12 protein-coding genes are annotated in these 14,104 nt (G+C 69.5%); 9 read left to right on the forward strand and 3 right to left on the reverse strand.

All coding sequences use genetic code 11. The features are described 5' to 3' along the window. Window positions 1–221: 221 nt before the first annotated feature. The 6 genes from fliF to QZM35_RS31555 are packed head-to-tail and all read left to right on the forward strand — an operon-like array spanning window position 222 to window position 7,044. Window positions 222–1,985 (forward strand): flagellar basal-body MS-ring/collar protein FliF, encoded by a 1,764-nt coding sequence (fliF, locus tag QZM35_RS31530; protein ID WP_089426552.1) that lies wholly within the window; start codon window positions 222–224, stop codon window positions 1,983–1,985. Next, window positions 1,975–2,970: a flagellar motor switch protein FliG gene (fliG, locus tag QZM35_RS31535; RefSeq protein ID WP_069249110.1), complete on the forward strand. Its 996-nt coding sequence runs from the start codon at window positions 1,975–1,977 to the stop codon at window positions 2,968–2,970. The genes fliF and fliG overlap by 11 nt, the downstream gene beginning before the upstream one ends. Continuing rightward, the gene (gene fliH / locus QZM35_RS31540; protein WP_089426553.1) at window positions 2,963–3,646 is read left to right on the forward strand and encodes a flagellar assembly protein FliH; all 684 of its coding nucleotides are present in this window, start codon (window positions 2,963–2,965) and stop codon (window positions 3,644–3,646) included. Before fliG ends, fliH begins: the two co-directional genes overlap by 8 nt. After that, on the forward strand, window positions 3,640–5,199 hold the full coding sequence (gene fliI, locus QZM35_RS31545) for a flagellar protein export ATPase FliI (RefSeq protein WP_089426554.1): 1,560 nt from the start codon (window positions 3,640–3,642) through the stop codon (window positions 5,197–5,199). The genes fliH and fliI overlap by 7 nt, the downstream gene beginning before the upstream one ends. Window positions 5,200–5,204: 5 nt before the next feature. Further along, window positions 5,205–5,663 carry a flagellar export protein FliJ gene (fliJ, locus tag QZM35_RS31550; protein ID WP_039353905.1) on the forward strand — a complete coding sequence of 153 codons (459 nt, stop codon included), beginning with the start codon at window positions 5,205–5,207 and terminating at the stop codon, window positions 5,661–5,663. A gap of 31 nt (window positions 5,664–5,694) precedes the next feature. Further along, a complete protein-coding gene (locus QZM35_RS31555; RefSeq protein ID WP_089426555.1) occupies window positions 5,695–7,044 on the forward strand; it encodes a flagellar hook-length control protein FliK in 1,350 nt (449 codons plus the stop codon). Between the two features lie 27 nt (window positions 7,045–7,071). Here QZM35_RS31555 and QZM35_RS31560 read toward each other — a convergent pair whose 3' ends face one another. Continuing rightward, entirely contained in the window at window positions 7,072–8,712 is a 1,641-nt protein-coding gene (locus QZM35_RS31560) for a GMC family oxidoreductase (RefSeq protein ID WP_089426556.1), read from the reverse strand. 216 nt (window positions 8,713–8,928) lie between these two features. Between QZM35_RS31560 and QZM35_RS31565 the strand changes: the two genes are divergently transcribed. After that, window positions 8,929–9,393: a hypothetical protein gene (locus tag QZM35_RS31565; RefSeq protein ID WP_144025205.1), complete on the forward strand. Its 465-nt coding sequence runs from the start codon at window positions 8,929–8,931 to the stop codon at window positions 9,391–9,393. Window positions 9,394–9,432: 39 nt separating this feature from the next. Continuing rightward, window positions 9,433–10,875 (forward strand): coniferyl aldehyde dehydrogenase, encoded by a 1,443-nt coding sequence (locus QZM35_RS31570; RefSeq protein WP_089426558.1) that lies wholly within the window; start codon window positions 9,433–9,435, stop codon window positions 10,873–10,875. Between the two features lie 79 nt (window positions 10,876–10,954). On the opposite strand, the gene QZM35_RS31575 is transcribed toward QZM35_RS31570, so the two are convergent. Together QZM35_RS31575 and QZM35_RS31580 are read right to left on the reverse strand one after the other, a co-directional pair. Then, a complete protein-coding gene (locus QZM35_RS31575) occupies window positions 10,955–11,986 on the reverse strand; it encodes a serine/threonine protein kinase (RefSeq protein WP_089426559.1) in 1,032 nt (343 codons plus the stop codon). A gap of 49 nt (window positions 11,987–12,035) precedes the next feature. Further along, window positions 12,036–12,248, reverse strand: a complete 213-nt coding sequence (locus QZM35_RS31580; protein ID WP_011353523.1) for a hypothetical protein — start codon at window positions 12,246–12,248, stop codon at window positions 12,036–12,038. Between the two features lie 794 nt (window positions 12,249–13,042). Between QZM35_RS31580 and QZM35_RS31585 the strand changes: the two genes are divergently transcribed. After that, entirely contained in the window at window positions 13,043–13,924 is an 882-nt protein-coding gene (locus QZM35_RS31585) for a DMT family transporter (protein WP_089426673.1), read from the forward strand. The last annotated feature ends 180 nt before the right edge of the window (window positions 13,925–14,104 follow it).

A 14,104-nucleotide genomic window follows, 5' to 3' on the forward strand; every position in this document is an offset into this window, starting at 1 on the left:
CGGACGCACCGGGCGATCCGCCGGCGCCGCACCACGCGCGCCATGCCGGATTCCGAAAAAGGATAGCAGCGCGCCGCGCGTCAAAGCCGCGAAAGTACGGGGGAAACCCCGCTCTTTTCGGTCGATCGGAGTGCGGCCCGGGTCACGATAATCGCATCGTGTCATTGTCCGCCCGCTCGTCCGAGCGAGCTCAGTCGTCCCGCTCCGGAGAAACTCGACGCATGGATTCGCAGGCCAACTCGCTGATCAACCCAGACGCCCGCGCGGGCCTCGCCAGCCCGGCGCCAGGCGCCGCCGCGGCCGCCGCGTTGCCAGGCGTGGGTGGCGCAGGCGCGGACTTCGGGCTTGGCGGCTTCGCGGAACGCATCCCCGGCATCTCGCGGATGAAGGGCAACCCGAAGCTGCCGTTCCTGATCGCCGTCGCATTCGCGGTCGCCGTCATCACCGCGCTCGTGCTGTGGAGCCGCGCGCCCGACTACCGCGTGCTGTACAGCAACCTGTCGGATCGCGACGGCGGTGCGATCATTGCCGCGCTCCAGCAGGCAAACGTTCCCTACAAGTTCGCCGATGCCGGCGGCGCGATCCTCGTGCCGTCGAACCAGGTGCATGAGACGCGCCTGAAGCTCGCCGCGATGGGGCTGCCGAAGGGCGGCTCGGTCGGCTTCGAGCTGATGGACAACCAGAAATTCGGCATCAGCCAGTTCGCCGAGCAGATCAACTACCAGCGCGCGCTCGAAGGCGAGCTGCAGCGCACCATCGAATCGATCAACGCGGTGCGCGGTGCGCGCGTGCATCTCGCGATCCCGAAGCCGTCGGTGTTCGTGCGCGACAAGGAAGCGCCGAGCGCGTCGGTGTTCATCGACCTCTACCCGGGCCGCGTGCTCGACGAGGGCCAGGTCCAGGCCATCACACGGATGGTGTCGTCCGGCGTGCCCGACATGCCCGCGAAGAACGTGACGATCGTCGACCAGGACGGCAACCTGCTGACCCAGACCGCTTCGGCATCGGGCCTCGACGCGAGCCAGCTCAAGTACGTGCAGCAGGTCGAGCACAACACGCAGAAGCGCATCGACGCGATCCTCGCGCCGATCTTCGGCGCAGGCAACGCGCGCTCGCAGGTCAGCGCGGATCTCGATTTCTCGAAGCTCGAGCAGACGTCGGAAAGCTACGGCCCGAACGGCAATCCGCAGCAATCCGCGATCCGCAGCCAGCAGACCAGCAGCTCGACCGAACTCGCGCAGGGCGGCGCGTCGGGCGTGCCGGGCGCGCTGTCGAACACGCCGCCACAGCCGGCATCCGCGCCGATCGTCGCCGGCAACGGCGCGAACGCGCCGCAGACGACGCCGGTGAGCGACCGCAAGGACCAGACGACCAACTACGAAGTCGACAAGACGATCCGCCATCTCGAGCAGCCGATGGGCAGCGTGAAGCGGCTGTCGGTCGCGGTCGTCGTCAACTACCAGCCGGTCGCCGATGCGAAGGGCCACGTGACGATGCAGCCGCTGCCGCCCGCGAAGCTCGCGCAGGTCGAACAGCTCGTGAAGGATGCGATGGGCTACGACGCGAAGCGCGGCGACTCGGTGAACGTCGTGAACAGCGCGTTCTCGACCGCGAGCGACCCGTACGCCGACCTGCCGTGGTGGCGCCAGCCGGACATGATCGCGATGGCGAAGGAAGCGGCGAAGTGGCTCGGCATCGCGGCAGCCGCCGCGGCGCTGTACTTCATGTTCGTGCGCCCGGCGATGCGCCGTGCGTTCCCGCCGCCCGAGCCGGCCGCGCCGGCGCTCGCCGCGCCGGAAGATCCGGTCGCGCTCGACGGCCTGCCGGCGCCGGAGAAGGCCGAGGAACCCGATTCGCTGCTGCTCGGGTTCGAGAGCGAGAAGAACCGTTACGAACGCAACCTCGACTACGCGCGCACGATCGCCCGCCAGGATCCGAAGATCGTCGCCACCGTCGTGAAGAACTGGGTGTCCGATGAACGCTGAAGGCTTGACCAAGAGCGCGCTCCTGCTGATGTCGATCGGCGAGGAAGAAGCCGCGCAGGTATTCAAGTTCCTCGCGCCGCGCGAGGTCCAGAAGATCGGCGCCGCGATGGCCGCGCTGAAGAACGTCACGCGCGAGCAGGTCGAGGACGTGCTGCACGAATTCGCGAAGGAAGCGGAGCAGCACACCGCGCTGTCGCTCGATTCGAGCGACTACATCCGCTCGGTGCTGACCAAGGCGCTCGGCGAGGACAAGGCCGGCGTGCTGATCGACCGCATCCTGCAGGGCAGCGACACGAGCGGCATCGAGGGCCTGAAGTGGATGGACTCGGCCGCCGTGGCCGAACTGATCAAGAACGAGCATCCGCAGATCATCGCGACGATCCTCGTGCACCTCGACCGCGACCAGGCATCGGAAATCGCGTCGTGCTTCACCGAGCGGCTGCGTAACGACGTGATCCTGCGGATCGCGACGCTCGACGGCATCCAGCCGGCCGCGCTGCGCGAGCTCGACGACGTGCTGACGGGCCTGCTGTCCGGTAGCGACAACCTGAAGCGCAGCCCGATGGGCGGCATCCGCACCGCGGCCGAGATCCTGAACTTCATGACGAGCGTGCATGAGGAAGGCGTGCTCGAGAGCGTGCGCCAGTACGACGCCGAACTCGCGCAGAAGATCATCGACCAGATGTTCGTGTTCGAGAACCTGCTCGACCTCGAGGATCGCGCGATCCAGATGGTGCTCAAGGAAGTCGAGTCGGAAACGCTGATCATTGCGCTGAAGGGCGCGCCGCCGGCACTGCGCCAGAAGTTCCTCGCGAACATGTCGCAGCGCGCGGCCGAACTGCTCGCCGAGGATCTCGACGCGCGCGGCCCGGTGCGCGTGTCCGACGTCGAGACGCAGCAGCGCCGCATCCTGCAGATCGTGCGCAACCTGGCCGAGAGCGGCGCGATCGCGATCGGCGGCAAGGCGGAAGACGCGTATGTCTGATTCGGCGAGCGATCGCGCGGGCACCCTCACCGCCTACCAGCGGTGGGAGATGGCGTCGTTCGACCCGCCGCCGCCCCCGCCGCCGCCCGACGACGCGGCAGCGGCCGCCGCCGCGCTCGCCGAGGAACTGCAGCGCGTGCGCGACGCCGCGCACGCCGAAGGCCATGCGGCCGGCCACGTCGAAGGCCAGGCGCTCGGCTACCAGGCCGGTTTCGAGCAGGGCCGCGAACAGGGTTTCGAAGCCGGTCAGGCCGACGCGCGCGAACAGGCCGCGCAACTCGCGGCGCTCGCCGCGTCGTTCCGCGAGGCCGTGTCGACCATCGAGCACGATCTGGCCGCCGACATCGCGCAGCTCGCGCTCGACATCGCGCAGCAGGTCGTGCGCCAGCACGTGAAGCACGATCCGGCCGCGCTGGTTGCCGCCGTGCGCGACGTGCTCGCGGCCGAACCCGCGCTGTCCGGCGCGCCGCATCTCGCGGTGAATCCGGCTGACCTGCCCGTCGTCGAAGCCTATCTGCAGGACGATCTCGATGCACTCGGCTGGAACGTGCGCACCGACGCGTCGATCGAGCGCGGCGGCTGCCGCGCGCACGCCGCGACCGGCGAGGTCGATGCGACGCTGCCCACGCGCTGGCAGCGCGTCGCCGCCGCGATCGGCAAGGTGAGCACGTGGTGACGCGGCCGCCCGAGGCGCTCGCGCATGACGGCATGACGCCGCTGGAGCGCGAACTCGCGCTCGCGTCGTTCGGCCCGGACGCGCACAACGCCGCGCTGGACACCGCACCCACCACCCCGCATAGCACCGCTGCAGCGGCCGATACCTCCGACGCCGCGCCGCGCGCACCGCACAACCCGCATCTCGCACACTGGCGCACCCATTTGAACGGGCTCGCCGCGCGCAGCCAGCGCGCGCTGCCGCTGCGGCCGTGCGGGCGCCTGACGCGCGCAGCCGGCCTCGTGCTGGAAGCGATCGGGCTGCGCCTGTCGGTCGGCGCCGAATGCACGATCGAACTGCCGCCCGGCAGCACGCTGCCGCACGCGGAAGCGGAAGTCGTCGGCTTCGCCGGCGACCGCCTGTTCCTGATGCCGACCACCGACGTCGCGGGCGTGCTGCCCGGCGCACGCGTGTGGCCGCGCGAAAGCGCGCCCGTCGCCGATCCGCTCGCGGGCGCGAAGCGGCTGCCGGTCGGCTGGGAAATGCTCGGGCGCGTCGTCGACGCGTCGGGCCGCCCGCTCGACGGCCTCGGCCCGCTCGCGTCGAAGGTCGACGCGCCGCTGTCGGCGCCGTCGATCAACCCGCTCGAGCGCGAGCCGATCCACCACGTGCTCGACGTCGGCGTGCGCGCGATCAACGCGCTGCTCACCGTCGGCCGCGGGCAGCGGATGGGCCTGTTCGCAGGCTCCGGCGTCGGCAAGTCGGTGCTGCTCGGCACGATGGCGCGCTACACGAGCGCGGAAGTGATCGTGATCGGGCTGATCGGCGAACGCGGCCGCGAAGTGAAGGAATTCATCGAACAGATCCTCGGCGAGGACGGGCTCGCGCGCTCGGTCGTCGTCGCGGCGCCGGCCGACGTGTCGCCGCTGCTGCGGATGCAGGGCGCGGCCTACGCGACGTCGCTCGCCGAGTATTTCCGCGACCAGGGCAAGCACGTGCTGCTGCTGATGGATTCGCTCACGCGCTACGCGATGGCGCAGCGCGAGATCGCGCTGGCGATCGGCGAGCCGCCCGCGACGAAGGGCTACCCGCCGTCGGTGTTCGCGAAGCTGCCCGCGCTCGTCGAGCGCACCGGCAACGGGCCGGAGGGCGGCGGCTCGATCACCGCGTTCTACACGGTGCTGACCGAAGGCGACGACCAGCAGGATCCGATCGCCGATTCGGCGCGCGCGATCCTCGACGGCCACGTCGTGCTGTCACGCGCGCTCGCCGAGGCCGGCCACTATCCGGCGATCGACATCGAGGCGTCGATCAGCCGCGCAATGACCGCACTGATCGACGAAACGCATCTCGACCACGTCCGGCAGTTCAAGCAGATGCTGTCGCGCTACCAGCGCAATCGCGACCTGATCGCGGTCGGCGCATACGCGCCCGGCCGCGACGCGCAGCTCGACCGCGCGATCGCGCTCTATCCGCGCATCGAGGCGTTCCTGCAGCAGGGCTTTCGCGAATGCGCGCCGTTCGCGTCGAGCCTAGCCGGCCTCGATGCACTGTTCGACGCTTACGGAGGCTGATCCCGATGGCACACGGCTTTCCCCTTCAGTTGCTGCTCGACCGCGCGCAGGAAGATCTCGACTCCGCCACGAAGCAGCTCGGCACCGCGCAGCGCGACCGCACCGCGGCCGCCGAGCAGCTCGACGCGCTGCTGCGCTACCGCGACGAATACCACGCGCGCTTCTCGCAATCCGCGCAGCACGGGATGCCGGCCGGCAACTGGCGCAATTTCCAGGCGTTCATCGATACGCTCGACGCCGCGATCGCGCAGCAGCGCAGCGTGCTGGCCGCGGCCGAAGTCCGTATCGACGAAGCCCGCCCGAACTGGCAAAACAAGAAACGCACCGTCGGCTCGTTCGAAATCCTGCAGGCGCGCGGCGTCGCGCAGGAAGCGAAGCGCGACGCCCGGCGCGAACAGCGCGACGCCGACGAACACGCCGCGAAGATCCTGCGCATGCGGGCCGACGCGGCCCGTTCGTCGTAACCGACCACCGCATTCGAACGAGAGAACCGACATGCCTCCCCTGCCCCTGCTCGGCGCGCTGCTCGACACCGCCGGCACCGCACTCAAGGCCGCCCGCGGCGCGGGTTCGTCCAGCGCCGCCGGCACCGATGCCGCGACCGCGACGACCGCCGTGCCGTTCGCGCAGACGCTGAAGCAAAGTGTTACCACGCGTCGCGATGCGTCGAATGCCGGCGTGCCGGACGCGTCGACGCAACAGGCTTCGTCGAAGCCGGCCGCCGGCACGAAGCCGTCCGCCACCGAAGACGACGACACGACCGACGATACGACCACGACCGCCGCCACCAACCCCGACGCCGCCGCGCTCGCGGCGGCTGCGGCCGTGCAGGCGCAACTGCAGGCGCGCACGGACAACGCGATGCCGGCCGATGCGGCTGCCGCCGCGGCCGCTGCGCAAAAGACGGCCGTGTCCGGCCAACCCGATGCCACGGCCACGCTGGCGGATCACTCGGCCAAGGACGTTACCGCGGCCACCCAGGCCGCACCGGCGACGAGCCGCGACGTGCTGCAGGAGGCCCTCGCCAAGCTGACGGGCGGCGCGGGCGCGATCGCGATGCCCGCAGCCGGTACGACGGCGTCCGCCCCCGCCTCGACCGCGGCGACCGGCACCGCCGCGCCATTGACACCGAAGGTGCCGACCTTCGACCGCACGCTCGCCGACGCGAAGGGCGCGCTCGCCACCCAGCAAGCGCCGGTGCAAGCCACCGCGCAGGCGCTGCAGGCCAACGCGAACGCGCAGTCGGGCGAGCAGCACGCGCTCGCGGCAGCCAGCGACGCGGCGGACCCGGCCGCCAGCGCGACACTCGCGGCCGGCGCCACGGCGGCGGCCGCGGCCCAGGCGAACCTGCAGCTGTCGCCGGCCGCGGGGGCGATCGCCGCCGCGAACGCGCACGTGCTCGCGCCGCACATCAGCACGCCGGACTGGACGGACGCGCTGAGCCAGAAGGTCGTGTTCCTGTCGAATGCGCACCAGCAGAGCGCCGAACTGACGCTCAATCCGGCCGATCTCGGGCCGCTGCAGGTCGTGCTGCGCGTCGCGGACAACAACGCGCACGCGCTGTTCGTGTCGCAGCACGCGCAGGTGCGCGAAGCGGTCGAAGCCGCGCTGCCGAAGCTGCGCGAGGCGATGGAAGCGGGCGGGCTCGGGCTCGGCAGCGCGACCGTCAGCGACGGCGGCTTCGCCTCGCAACAGCAAAACCAGCAGCAGACCTTCGCCGGCGGCCAGCCGTCGCGGCGCGGCAGCGGCGGATCGTCAGCCGGCGATGCACCGGTCGGCGCTGCGCAATCCGCACCGGCCGCCGCGAGCGTGAGCCGCGCCGGCCTCGTCGATACGTTTGCCTGAGCATGGCCGCCGCCGTGCGCGCGCCGCTCAGCGGCCGTGCACCGCCGCGGCTGCCTCGCCGCGCGGCGCCGCGCCCTTGCGCGTGGCGACGATGAAATCCGCCGCGCGTTCGCCGATCATCACCGACGGCGCATTCGTATTCCCGCCGACCAGCGTCGGCATCACCGACGCATCCACCACGCGCAACCCTTCGACGCCGCGCACGCGCAGTTGCGGATCGACGACCGCGCGCGCGTCCGAGCCCATCCGGCAGGTGCCGACCGGGTGGTAGATCGTGTCGGCATGCTCGACGATCGTCTTGCGCAGCTCCGCTTCGCTCTGGTCAGCCCGCGTGTACAGCTCGCGCCCGCCCTGCGACGCGAGCGGCGCCTGCGACAGGATCCTGCGCATCGCCTGCGTGCCGCGCACGAGCAGGTCGAGATCGCGCGCATCGCTGAAGAAGCGCGGATCGATCAGCGGTGCGTCGCGCGCATCGCCGCTCGCGAGCGCCACCGTGCCGCGGCTGAACGGCCGCAGTGCGCACACGTGCAGCGAATAGCCGAAGCCCCAGTGCATCTTGCGGTTGTGGTCGTCCACGAGCGCCGTGCAGAAATGCAGCTGCAGGTCGGGACGTTCGAGCGACGGATCGCTCTTGATGAAGCCGCCGGCCTCCGCGACGTTGCTCGTCATCATCCCGGTGCGGCTCGAGAAATAGCGCGCGAGCGCGGGCGTCATCTTCGCGATCCCGCGCAGGCACACGCCGACCAGTTCCGATGAATTCACGCGCGTATTGATGATGAAATCGATATGGTCGATCAGGTTCGTGCCGACGTCCGGCGCATCCTGCACGACCGCGATCCCGTGCCGGCGCAGCTGCTCCGCCGGGCCGATCCCCGAGCACATCAGCAGTTGCGGCGAATTGAACGCGCCGGCCGACACGATTACTTCCGCACGCGCGTCGAGCGTCTCGACACGCCCGTTGCGCGCGAGCGCGACGCCGGCCGCGCGCTTGCCGTCGAACGTGACGCGCAGCACCGTCGCATCGGTGATCACATGCAGGTTCGGCCGGTTGCGGCCGTAGATATACGCGCGGGCGACGCTGCAGCGCGAGCCGTCGCGGTGCGTGACCTGGTAGAAGCCGACGCCTTCCTGCGTCGCGCCGTTGAAGTCGTCGTTCAGCGGATAGCCGGCCGCGTGCGCGGCCTGGATGAATCGTTCGGAGAACGGATTGCGAAAGCGCAGATCCGACACCGTGAGCGGGCCGTCCGCGCCGTGCCACGCATCGGCGCCGCGCGCGTTGCCTTCCGCGCGGCGGAAATACGGCAGCACGTCCTGCCAGCCCCAGCCGGTCGCGCCGAGCTGCGCCCATTCGTCGTAGTCGCCCGGGTGGCCGCGCGTGTAGATCATCGCGTTGATCGCGCTCGAGCCACCCATCCCGCGCCCGCGCGGCTGGTAGCCGCGCCGCCCGCCGAGGCCCGGCTGCGGCACCGTCTCGTAGCCGTAGTTCGTGCCGAGCTTGAACGGCACCAGCGCCGCGATGCCGACGGGCATGTTGACGAGCAGGTTGCGCTCCGTATGCGAGCCGGCCTCGATCAGCGCGATCGTCGCGTCGGGGCAGGCATCGGCGAGACGGCCTGCCAGGCTCGACCCGCCCGAACCGCCGCCGACGATGATGTAGTCGTATTGCATGTCACGTCTCCGTCGTGTCATGGAAGGCCGCCACGCGACCGCGTCCCCTCTTGTAATGTTCGGGCATTGTAGGAATGGCCGTCGCGCGCGCGGCGCGCCGATTCAAGAGCGATTCCTCTAAACGCTCGCGTGAACTAAATTTAAGATGTATCGATTCGCTTGGCGCGACGCGCCGGCCACGAGAAGCCGATCCGTCGCGCAACGGGAGTGACGACGATGCAGCGCCAGGTTCTGCAGGCCGCGTGCCGACCGGGTGATCCGGATGCGATGCGCGCAGCCCGCATTTCATTTCAAACGGCTGCCCGCGCGGGAATGCTTAACGTCATGCGCGCAGTCGGTCGAAATCGAACGGCACGTGTCGTCGCCGACCGTTTGGATGGTTTGCCGCCGCAGCGGCACGGTGCACTGCGGCACGATTCGACTGACCTGTCGCGCTGCCCCGCTTCGGTGCGCCGGCAGGCGCTCACGGCGCAGCGACGCGTGCCTGTCGGCAGTCACATCGCGCCGCACATGCATGTGCCACAAAGCAGTTTCCGGATGCACACACCGTCGCGCGGATGCGACGCCCGCTGCACGCTTCAACCGGTTTTCGAGCACACGTCGCATCCGGCCCCGTGCCGCGCGACCCGCACCACCCCGATCCGCGTCGCCGCGCTCGCCGAGCGTGCGCATGCGGCGTGACGGCCGGCCGACCCGCCTGGCCCAACTGGAGGAGACGACATGAAGAACGACCTGCCCGAACTGGCCCCGCAAGCCCTGCCGTCGGTCGATGCGCTGACGGCGCTGCTGCGCGACCAGCGCGCGGCCTACCTGCGCGCGCCGTATCCGGCATGGGAAACGCGCGTGCAGCACCTGCGCGCGCTGCGCACGATGCTGATCGACCATGCGGATGCCCTCGCCGAAGCGATCAGCGCCGATTTCGGTCATCGCGCGAAGCAGGAAGTGCTGCTGTCGGAAATCTGGATGGCGAAGGAAGAGATCGACGACGCGCTCAAGCACGGCAAGCGCTGGATGAAGCCGATCCGCAAGCCGATGAACAAGTGGCTGCGTCCGGCGCGCGCGAAAGTGATGCCGCAGCCGCTCGGCGTGGTCGGCATCGTCGTGCCGTGGAACTATCCGGTGCTGCTCGCGGCCGGCCCGCTGATCTGCGCGCTCGCGGCCGGCAACCGCGCGATCATCAAGATGTCCGAACTGACGCCGCGCACGTCGGCGCTGTTCGAGCAGCTCATTGCCAAGACCTTCACGCGCGACCACGTCGCGGTCGTGAACGGCGATGCGGAAGTGGGCGCCGCGTTCAGCGGGCTGCCGTTCGATCACCTGCTGTTCACCGGCTCGACGCACGTCGGCCGCCACGTGATGCGCGCAGCCGCCGACAACCTCACGCCCGTCACGCTCGAACTCGGCGGCAAGTCGCCGGCGATCGTCGGCCCGAACGCGCGCTTCGATGCGGCGGTCGACGCGATCGTCGCGGGCAAGACGCTAAACGCGGGCCAGACCTGCATCGCGCCCGACTACGTGCTGCTGCCGCGCGGCATGGAAGCCGCGTTCATCGAGCGCGCACGCGCCCGGTTCGCGAAGCTGTATCCGGACCTGTCGGCCAACGGCGACTACACGACGATCGTGTCGCCGCGCCACTACGCGCGGCTGCAGCAGCTCGCGAGCGACGCGCAGGCGGCCGGCGCGCAACTGCATCCGCTGTCCGACGCGCAATCCGATCCCGCATCGCGCCGCTTCGTGCCGTGCGCGGTCACGCAGGTGCCGGCCGCGTCGCAACTGATGCAGGAGGAAATCTTCGGGCCGCTGCTGCCGCTCGTGCCGTACGAACGGCTCGACGAAGCGATCGCCTACGTGAATGCACGCCCGCGTCCGCTCGCGCTCTACCTGTTCGACGAGGACGGCGGCACGATCGACCGCGTGATGCGCGAAACGATCTCGGGCGGCGTGTCGATCAACGAAACGCTGATGCACATCGCGTGCGGCAGTTTGCCGTTCGGTGGTGTCGGGGCGAGCGGCATGGGCGCCTATCACGGCTACGACGGCTTCGTGACGTTCTCGAAGATGAAGCCGGTGCTCACGCAGGCGCGCCTGAACACGCGCAACCTGCTCGCGCCGCCGTACGGCAAGCGCTTCGCCGCGCTGATCAAGCTGATGCTGAGGTTCTAGGCGAAACGGGAAACGGGCCGCGCGCAGCGCGCCGCGGCCCGCACCGGCATGCCGCGCGGCGACGGTGCCGCGCGCGCCGTCACACGGGCCAGAGCGGCCCTTCCTGCATCGCGCCGATCTGCTCGCGCAACTCGAGCACGCGCGCTTCCCAGTAACGATGCGTGTTGAACCACGGGAACGCGGCCGGAAATGCGGGATCGTCCCAGCGCCGCGCGAGCCATGCGGCGTAGTGGATCAACCGCAGCGTGCGCAGCGCTTCGACGAGATGCAGTTCGCGCGGCTCGAATTCGCAGAAATCCTCGTAGCCGGCCAGCAGGTCCGCCAGCGCGCGCGACGCGCCTTCGCGATCGCCCGGCAGCAGCAGCCACAGATCCTGGATCGCGGGCGCCATCCGGCTGTCGTCGAAGTCGACGAAGTGCGGGCCGGCATCGGTCCACAGCACGTTGCTCGGATGACAGTCGCCGTGCGTGCGCAGCAGGCGGATCTCGCCCGCCCGCCCGAACGCGGCCTCGACGCCTTCGAGCGCGAGGTTCACGGCCGTCTCGTACGCAGGCCGCACATCGTCCGGAATGAAATCGTGCGCGAGCAGATAGTCGCGCGGCTCATAGCCGAACGTCCTGATGTCGAGCACGGGGCGCGCGACATACGGCTGCGTCGCGCCGACCGCATGGATCCGGCCGATGAAGCGGCCGAGCCATTCGAGCGTGTCACTGCGATCGAGATCGGGCGCGCGGCCGCCGCGCCGCTCGAAGATCGAGAAGCGGAAGCCGTCGAACGCGTGCAGCGTGCGGCCGTCGAAGGTGCGCGCGGGCACCGCCGGAATCTCGCGCGCGGCGAGTTCGGCGACGAACGCGTGCTCTTCGAGGATCGCTTCGTCCGACCAGCGTGCCGGACGGTAGAACTTCGCGACGACCGGCGGGCCGTCTTCGATACCAACCTGATAGACGCGGTTTTCGTAGCTGTTGAGCGCGAGCAGGCGCCCGTCGGTGCGCAGGCCGGCCGGTATCAGCACGCTGTCGAGCGCGTCGAGCACGCACTCGGGCGTGAGTCCGGCGAACGGCGGGCCGGCGGGAGAAGCGGGAGCGGAAGTGACGTCTTTCATGCCCCGCATTGTGCCGCCAGCCGGGCTGAAAGACGAGCGCCCGGTGCGATGGTGGCGCTTAGTGAAGCGCCGCGCCGGCCGGCAGTACCGATTCGCCGGTGTCGATCAGGTCCTCGAGAAAGAACGGCTCGGTGTTGAGTTCCTTGGACTCGCCCGGTACGCCCGCGTACCAGGTCACCATGGCCATGTCGCCCAGGACGCGCTGGACGATGCCGCGCGCGCCCTTCGGCACCGCGATATGGGTAGTGCAGACAATCGACCCGACATGCATGATGGTTCCCCACTCTTGAATCTTGAAACCCGGCCCGCTGGGGGCCGGCAAATGCACGATCCGCGCGCTCTCGTCGGAGCGTTGCGCGTAATCCCATTGTTCACGGTTTATCGAAGCACGAAAAGAAGAAGAAGCAGGCGAAGTGCCGCGAATTCGTCGAATGTCTCCAATCAACCACTGCGCCGGGGTAGACGCTTGCCCGCCCGGTTACCCCCATCATACCCTGTCGAATGTGACTGCCCGCCGAATCCCCGGCATCACCGCGGCGCGCACGTGACGGACGCGCCGGGCGCACCGTGAATCCGGTATCGGGTCACCCGGCAATTTCGCGCGACTGCGATTGCCGAATCACGCGACGCCGTCATCACCTTCCCCCTGCCTCGAACGCAGCCCGCACAGCAACGGTTGCTCACGCATCGCCCTCCCACCTTCGCCCTGCGATGCGCCACCGACATGTGTTGCATCCGATGCAGGCCTTGCGTTACCTTTGATGCTCATTCGCGTTCAAGCGCATTCCGACACGATGCATCCGCTCACGTCCGCCCTCGCAAAATCCCGGCCGCAGTTCGACTCGCGGCCGCAGGCGTGCGCGCATCCGTCGGTCCTTCCTCCTCCTGTCGCACCGCCGCTCGTCGGCGCCGCGCCGCCCCCTCCGGCGGCACGCGCCGGCTGACCAGCCGGCTTTTCGTTTCGTCTTCCATTCGCCCGCAGGCCCGCATTCGTGCGTCGTGACGTACGGCGTGTTGCTGCGCGCGCGGATGGAACATTCCGATCCGTTCGACAGGTGGATTCACATGGTTTCGTTCAAACGCGCGCTCGCCGCGCACGGCGCAACGTCGCTCTTCGTACTGCTGTGGAGCAGCGGCGCGATCTTCGCTGAACTCGGGCTACGTCACGCCTCCGCGTTCGTCTTTCTCACCGCACGTTTCGCACTGGCATCGCTCGTGCTGCTCGGGCTGGCCCTCCTGCGCAAGCGCTGGCTGCCACCGCGCGGCGAACGGCGCATGGCCGCGCTGACCGGCTTGCTGATGATGGGCGGCTATTCGATCTTCTACCTGCTCGCGCTCGAACGCGGGATCGCGCCGGGCGTGCTCGCGACGATCCTCGGCGTACAGCCGATCCTCACGCTCGCGATCGTCGAGCGGCGCTGGCAGCCCGTGCGCATCGCGGGGCTCGCGCTGTCGCTGGCCGGTCTCGCGCTCGTCGTGTTCCGCGGCACAGGAGACGGCGGCCTGTCACTCGCGGGCATCGCGTGCGCGCTCACCGCGCTCGTCGCGCTGACCGCCGGCTCGTTGCTGCAAAAGCGCGTACGTGCGGCGCCCGCCGACGTGCTGCCGCTGCAGAATGCGATCGGCCTCGCGCTGTGCGTGGCGATCGTGCCGTTCCGGCCGGTGTCGTTCGACCTGAGCTGGGCCTTCGTGATCCCGCTGCTGTGGCTCGGCATCGTGATTTCGGTGATCGCGCAACTGCTGTTCTACCGGTTGATGCAGCGCGGCGATCTCGTCAACGTGACGAGCCTGTTCTATCTCGTGCCCGTCGTCACCACGCTGATGGATGCCGCGTGGCTCGGCAACCGGCCCGAGCCGCTCGCGCTCGCCGGCATGGGCGCGATCATCGCGGGGCTCGCGCTCGTGTTCCGCGCGCCGGCCGCCCGCGTGCAACCCGACCGCGCATGAGCGGGCGTGCCGCCGCGCCCGCGGGGGCGGCGGCACGCATCGGACACATACGACGAATCCGCAAAAATCGAAAGGCGCGAGAAAGATACGCGCAAGGCATTCGTCCAACTTGCGGGAAAAGTGCGCGATTCACGGGGCTTTCCGCTGATTTTTAATGGTTCGGATAGCGAAAAGCGCTGC

It is taken from the genome of Burkholderia sp. AU45274 (assembly GCF_030482505.1).
In the GTDB taxonomy this organism is placed as follows: domain Bacteria; phylum Pseudomonadota; class Gammaproteobacteria; order Burkholderiales; family Burkholderiaceae; genus Burkholderia.

Excerpts from the sequence above, each read along its gene's own strand:
- fliF (WP_089426552.1), top strand. The coding sequence starts at position 222 with ATGGATTCGCAGGCCAACTCGCTGATCAACCCAGACGCCCGCGCGGGC.
- fliH (WP_089426553.1), top strand. The coding sequence starts at position 2,963 with ATGTCTGATTCGGCGAGCGATCGCGCGGGCACCCTCACCGCCTACCAG.
- fliG (WP_069249110.1), top strand. The coding sequence starts at position 1,975 with ATGAACGCTGAAGGCTTGACCAAGAGCGCGCTCCTGCTGATGTCGATC.
- QZM35_RS31585 (WP_089426673.1), top strand. The coding sequence starts at position 13,043 with ATGGTTTCGTTCAAACGCGCGCTCGCCGCGCACGGCGCAACGTCGCTC.
- QZM35_RS31565 (WP_144025205.1), top strand. The coding sequence starts at position 8,929 with ATGCAGCGCCAGGTTCTGCAGGCCGCGTGCCGACCGGGTGATCCGGAT.
- fliJ (WP_039353905.1), top strand. The coding sequence starts at position 5,205 with ATGGCACACGGCTTTCCCCTTCAGTTGCTGCTCGACCGCGCGCAGGAA.
- QZM35_RS31580 (WP_011353523.1), bottom strand. The coding sequence starts at position 12,248 with ATGCATGTCGGGTCGATTGTCTGCACTACCCATATCGCGGTGCCGAAG.
- QZM35_RS31570 (WP_089426558.1), top strand. The coding sequence starts at position 9,433 with ATGAAGAACGACCTGCCCGAACTGGCCCCGCAAGCCCTGCCGTCGGTC.
- QZM35_RS31555 (WP_089426555.1), top strand. The coding sequence starts at position 5,695 with ATGCCTCCCCTGCCCCTGCTCGGCGCGCTGCTCGACACCGCCGGCACC.
- QZM35_RS31575 (WP_089426559.1), bottom strand. The coding sequence starts at position 11,986 with ATGCGGGGCATGAAAGACGTCACTTCCGCTCCCGCTTCTCCCGCCGGC.
- QZM35_RS31560 (WP_089426556.1), bottom strand. The coding sequence starts at position 8,712 with ATGCAATACGACTACATCATCGTCGGCGGCGGTTCGGGCGGGTCGAGC.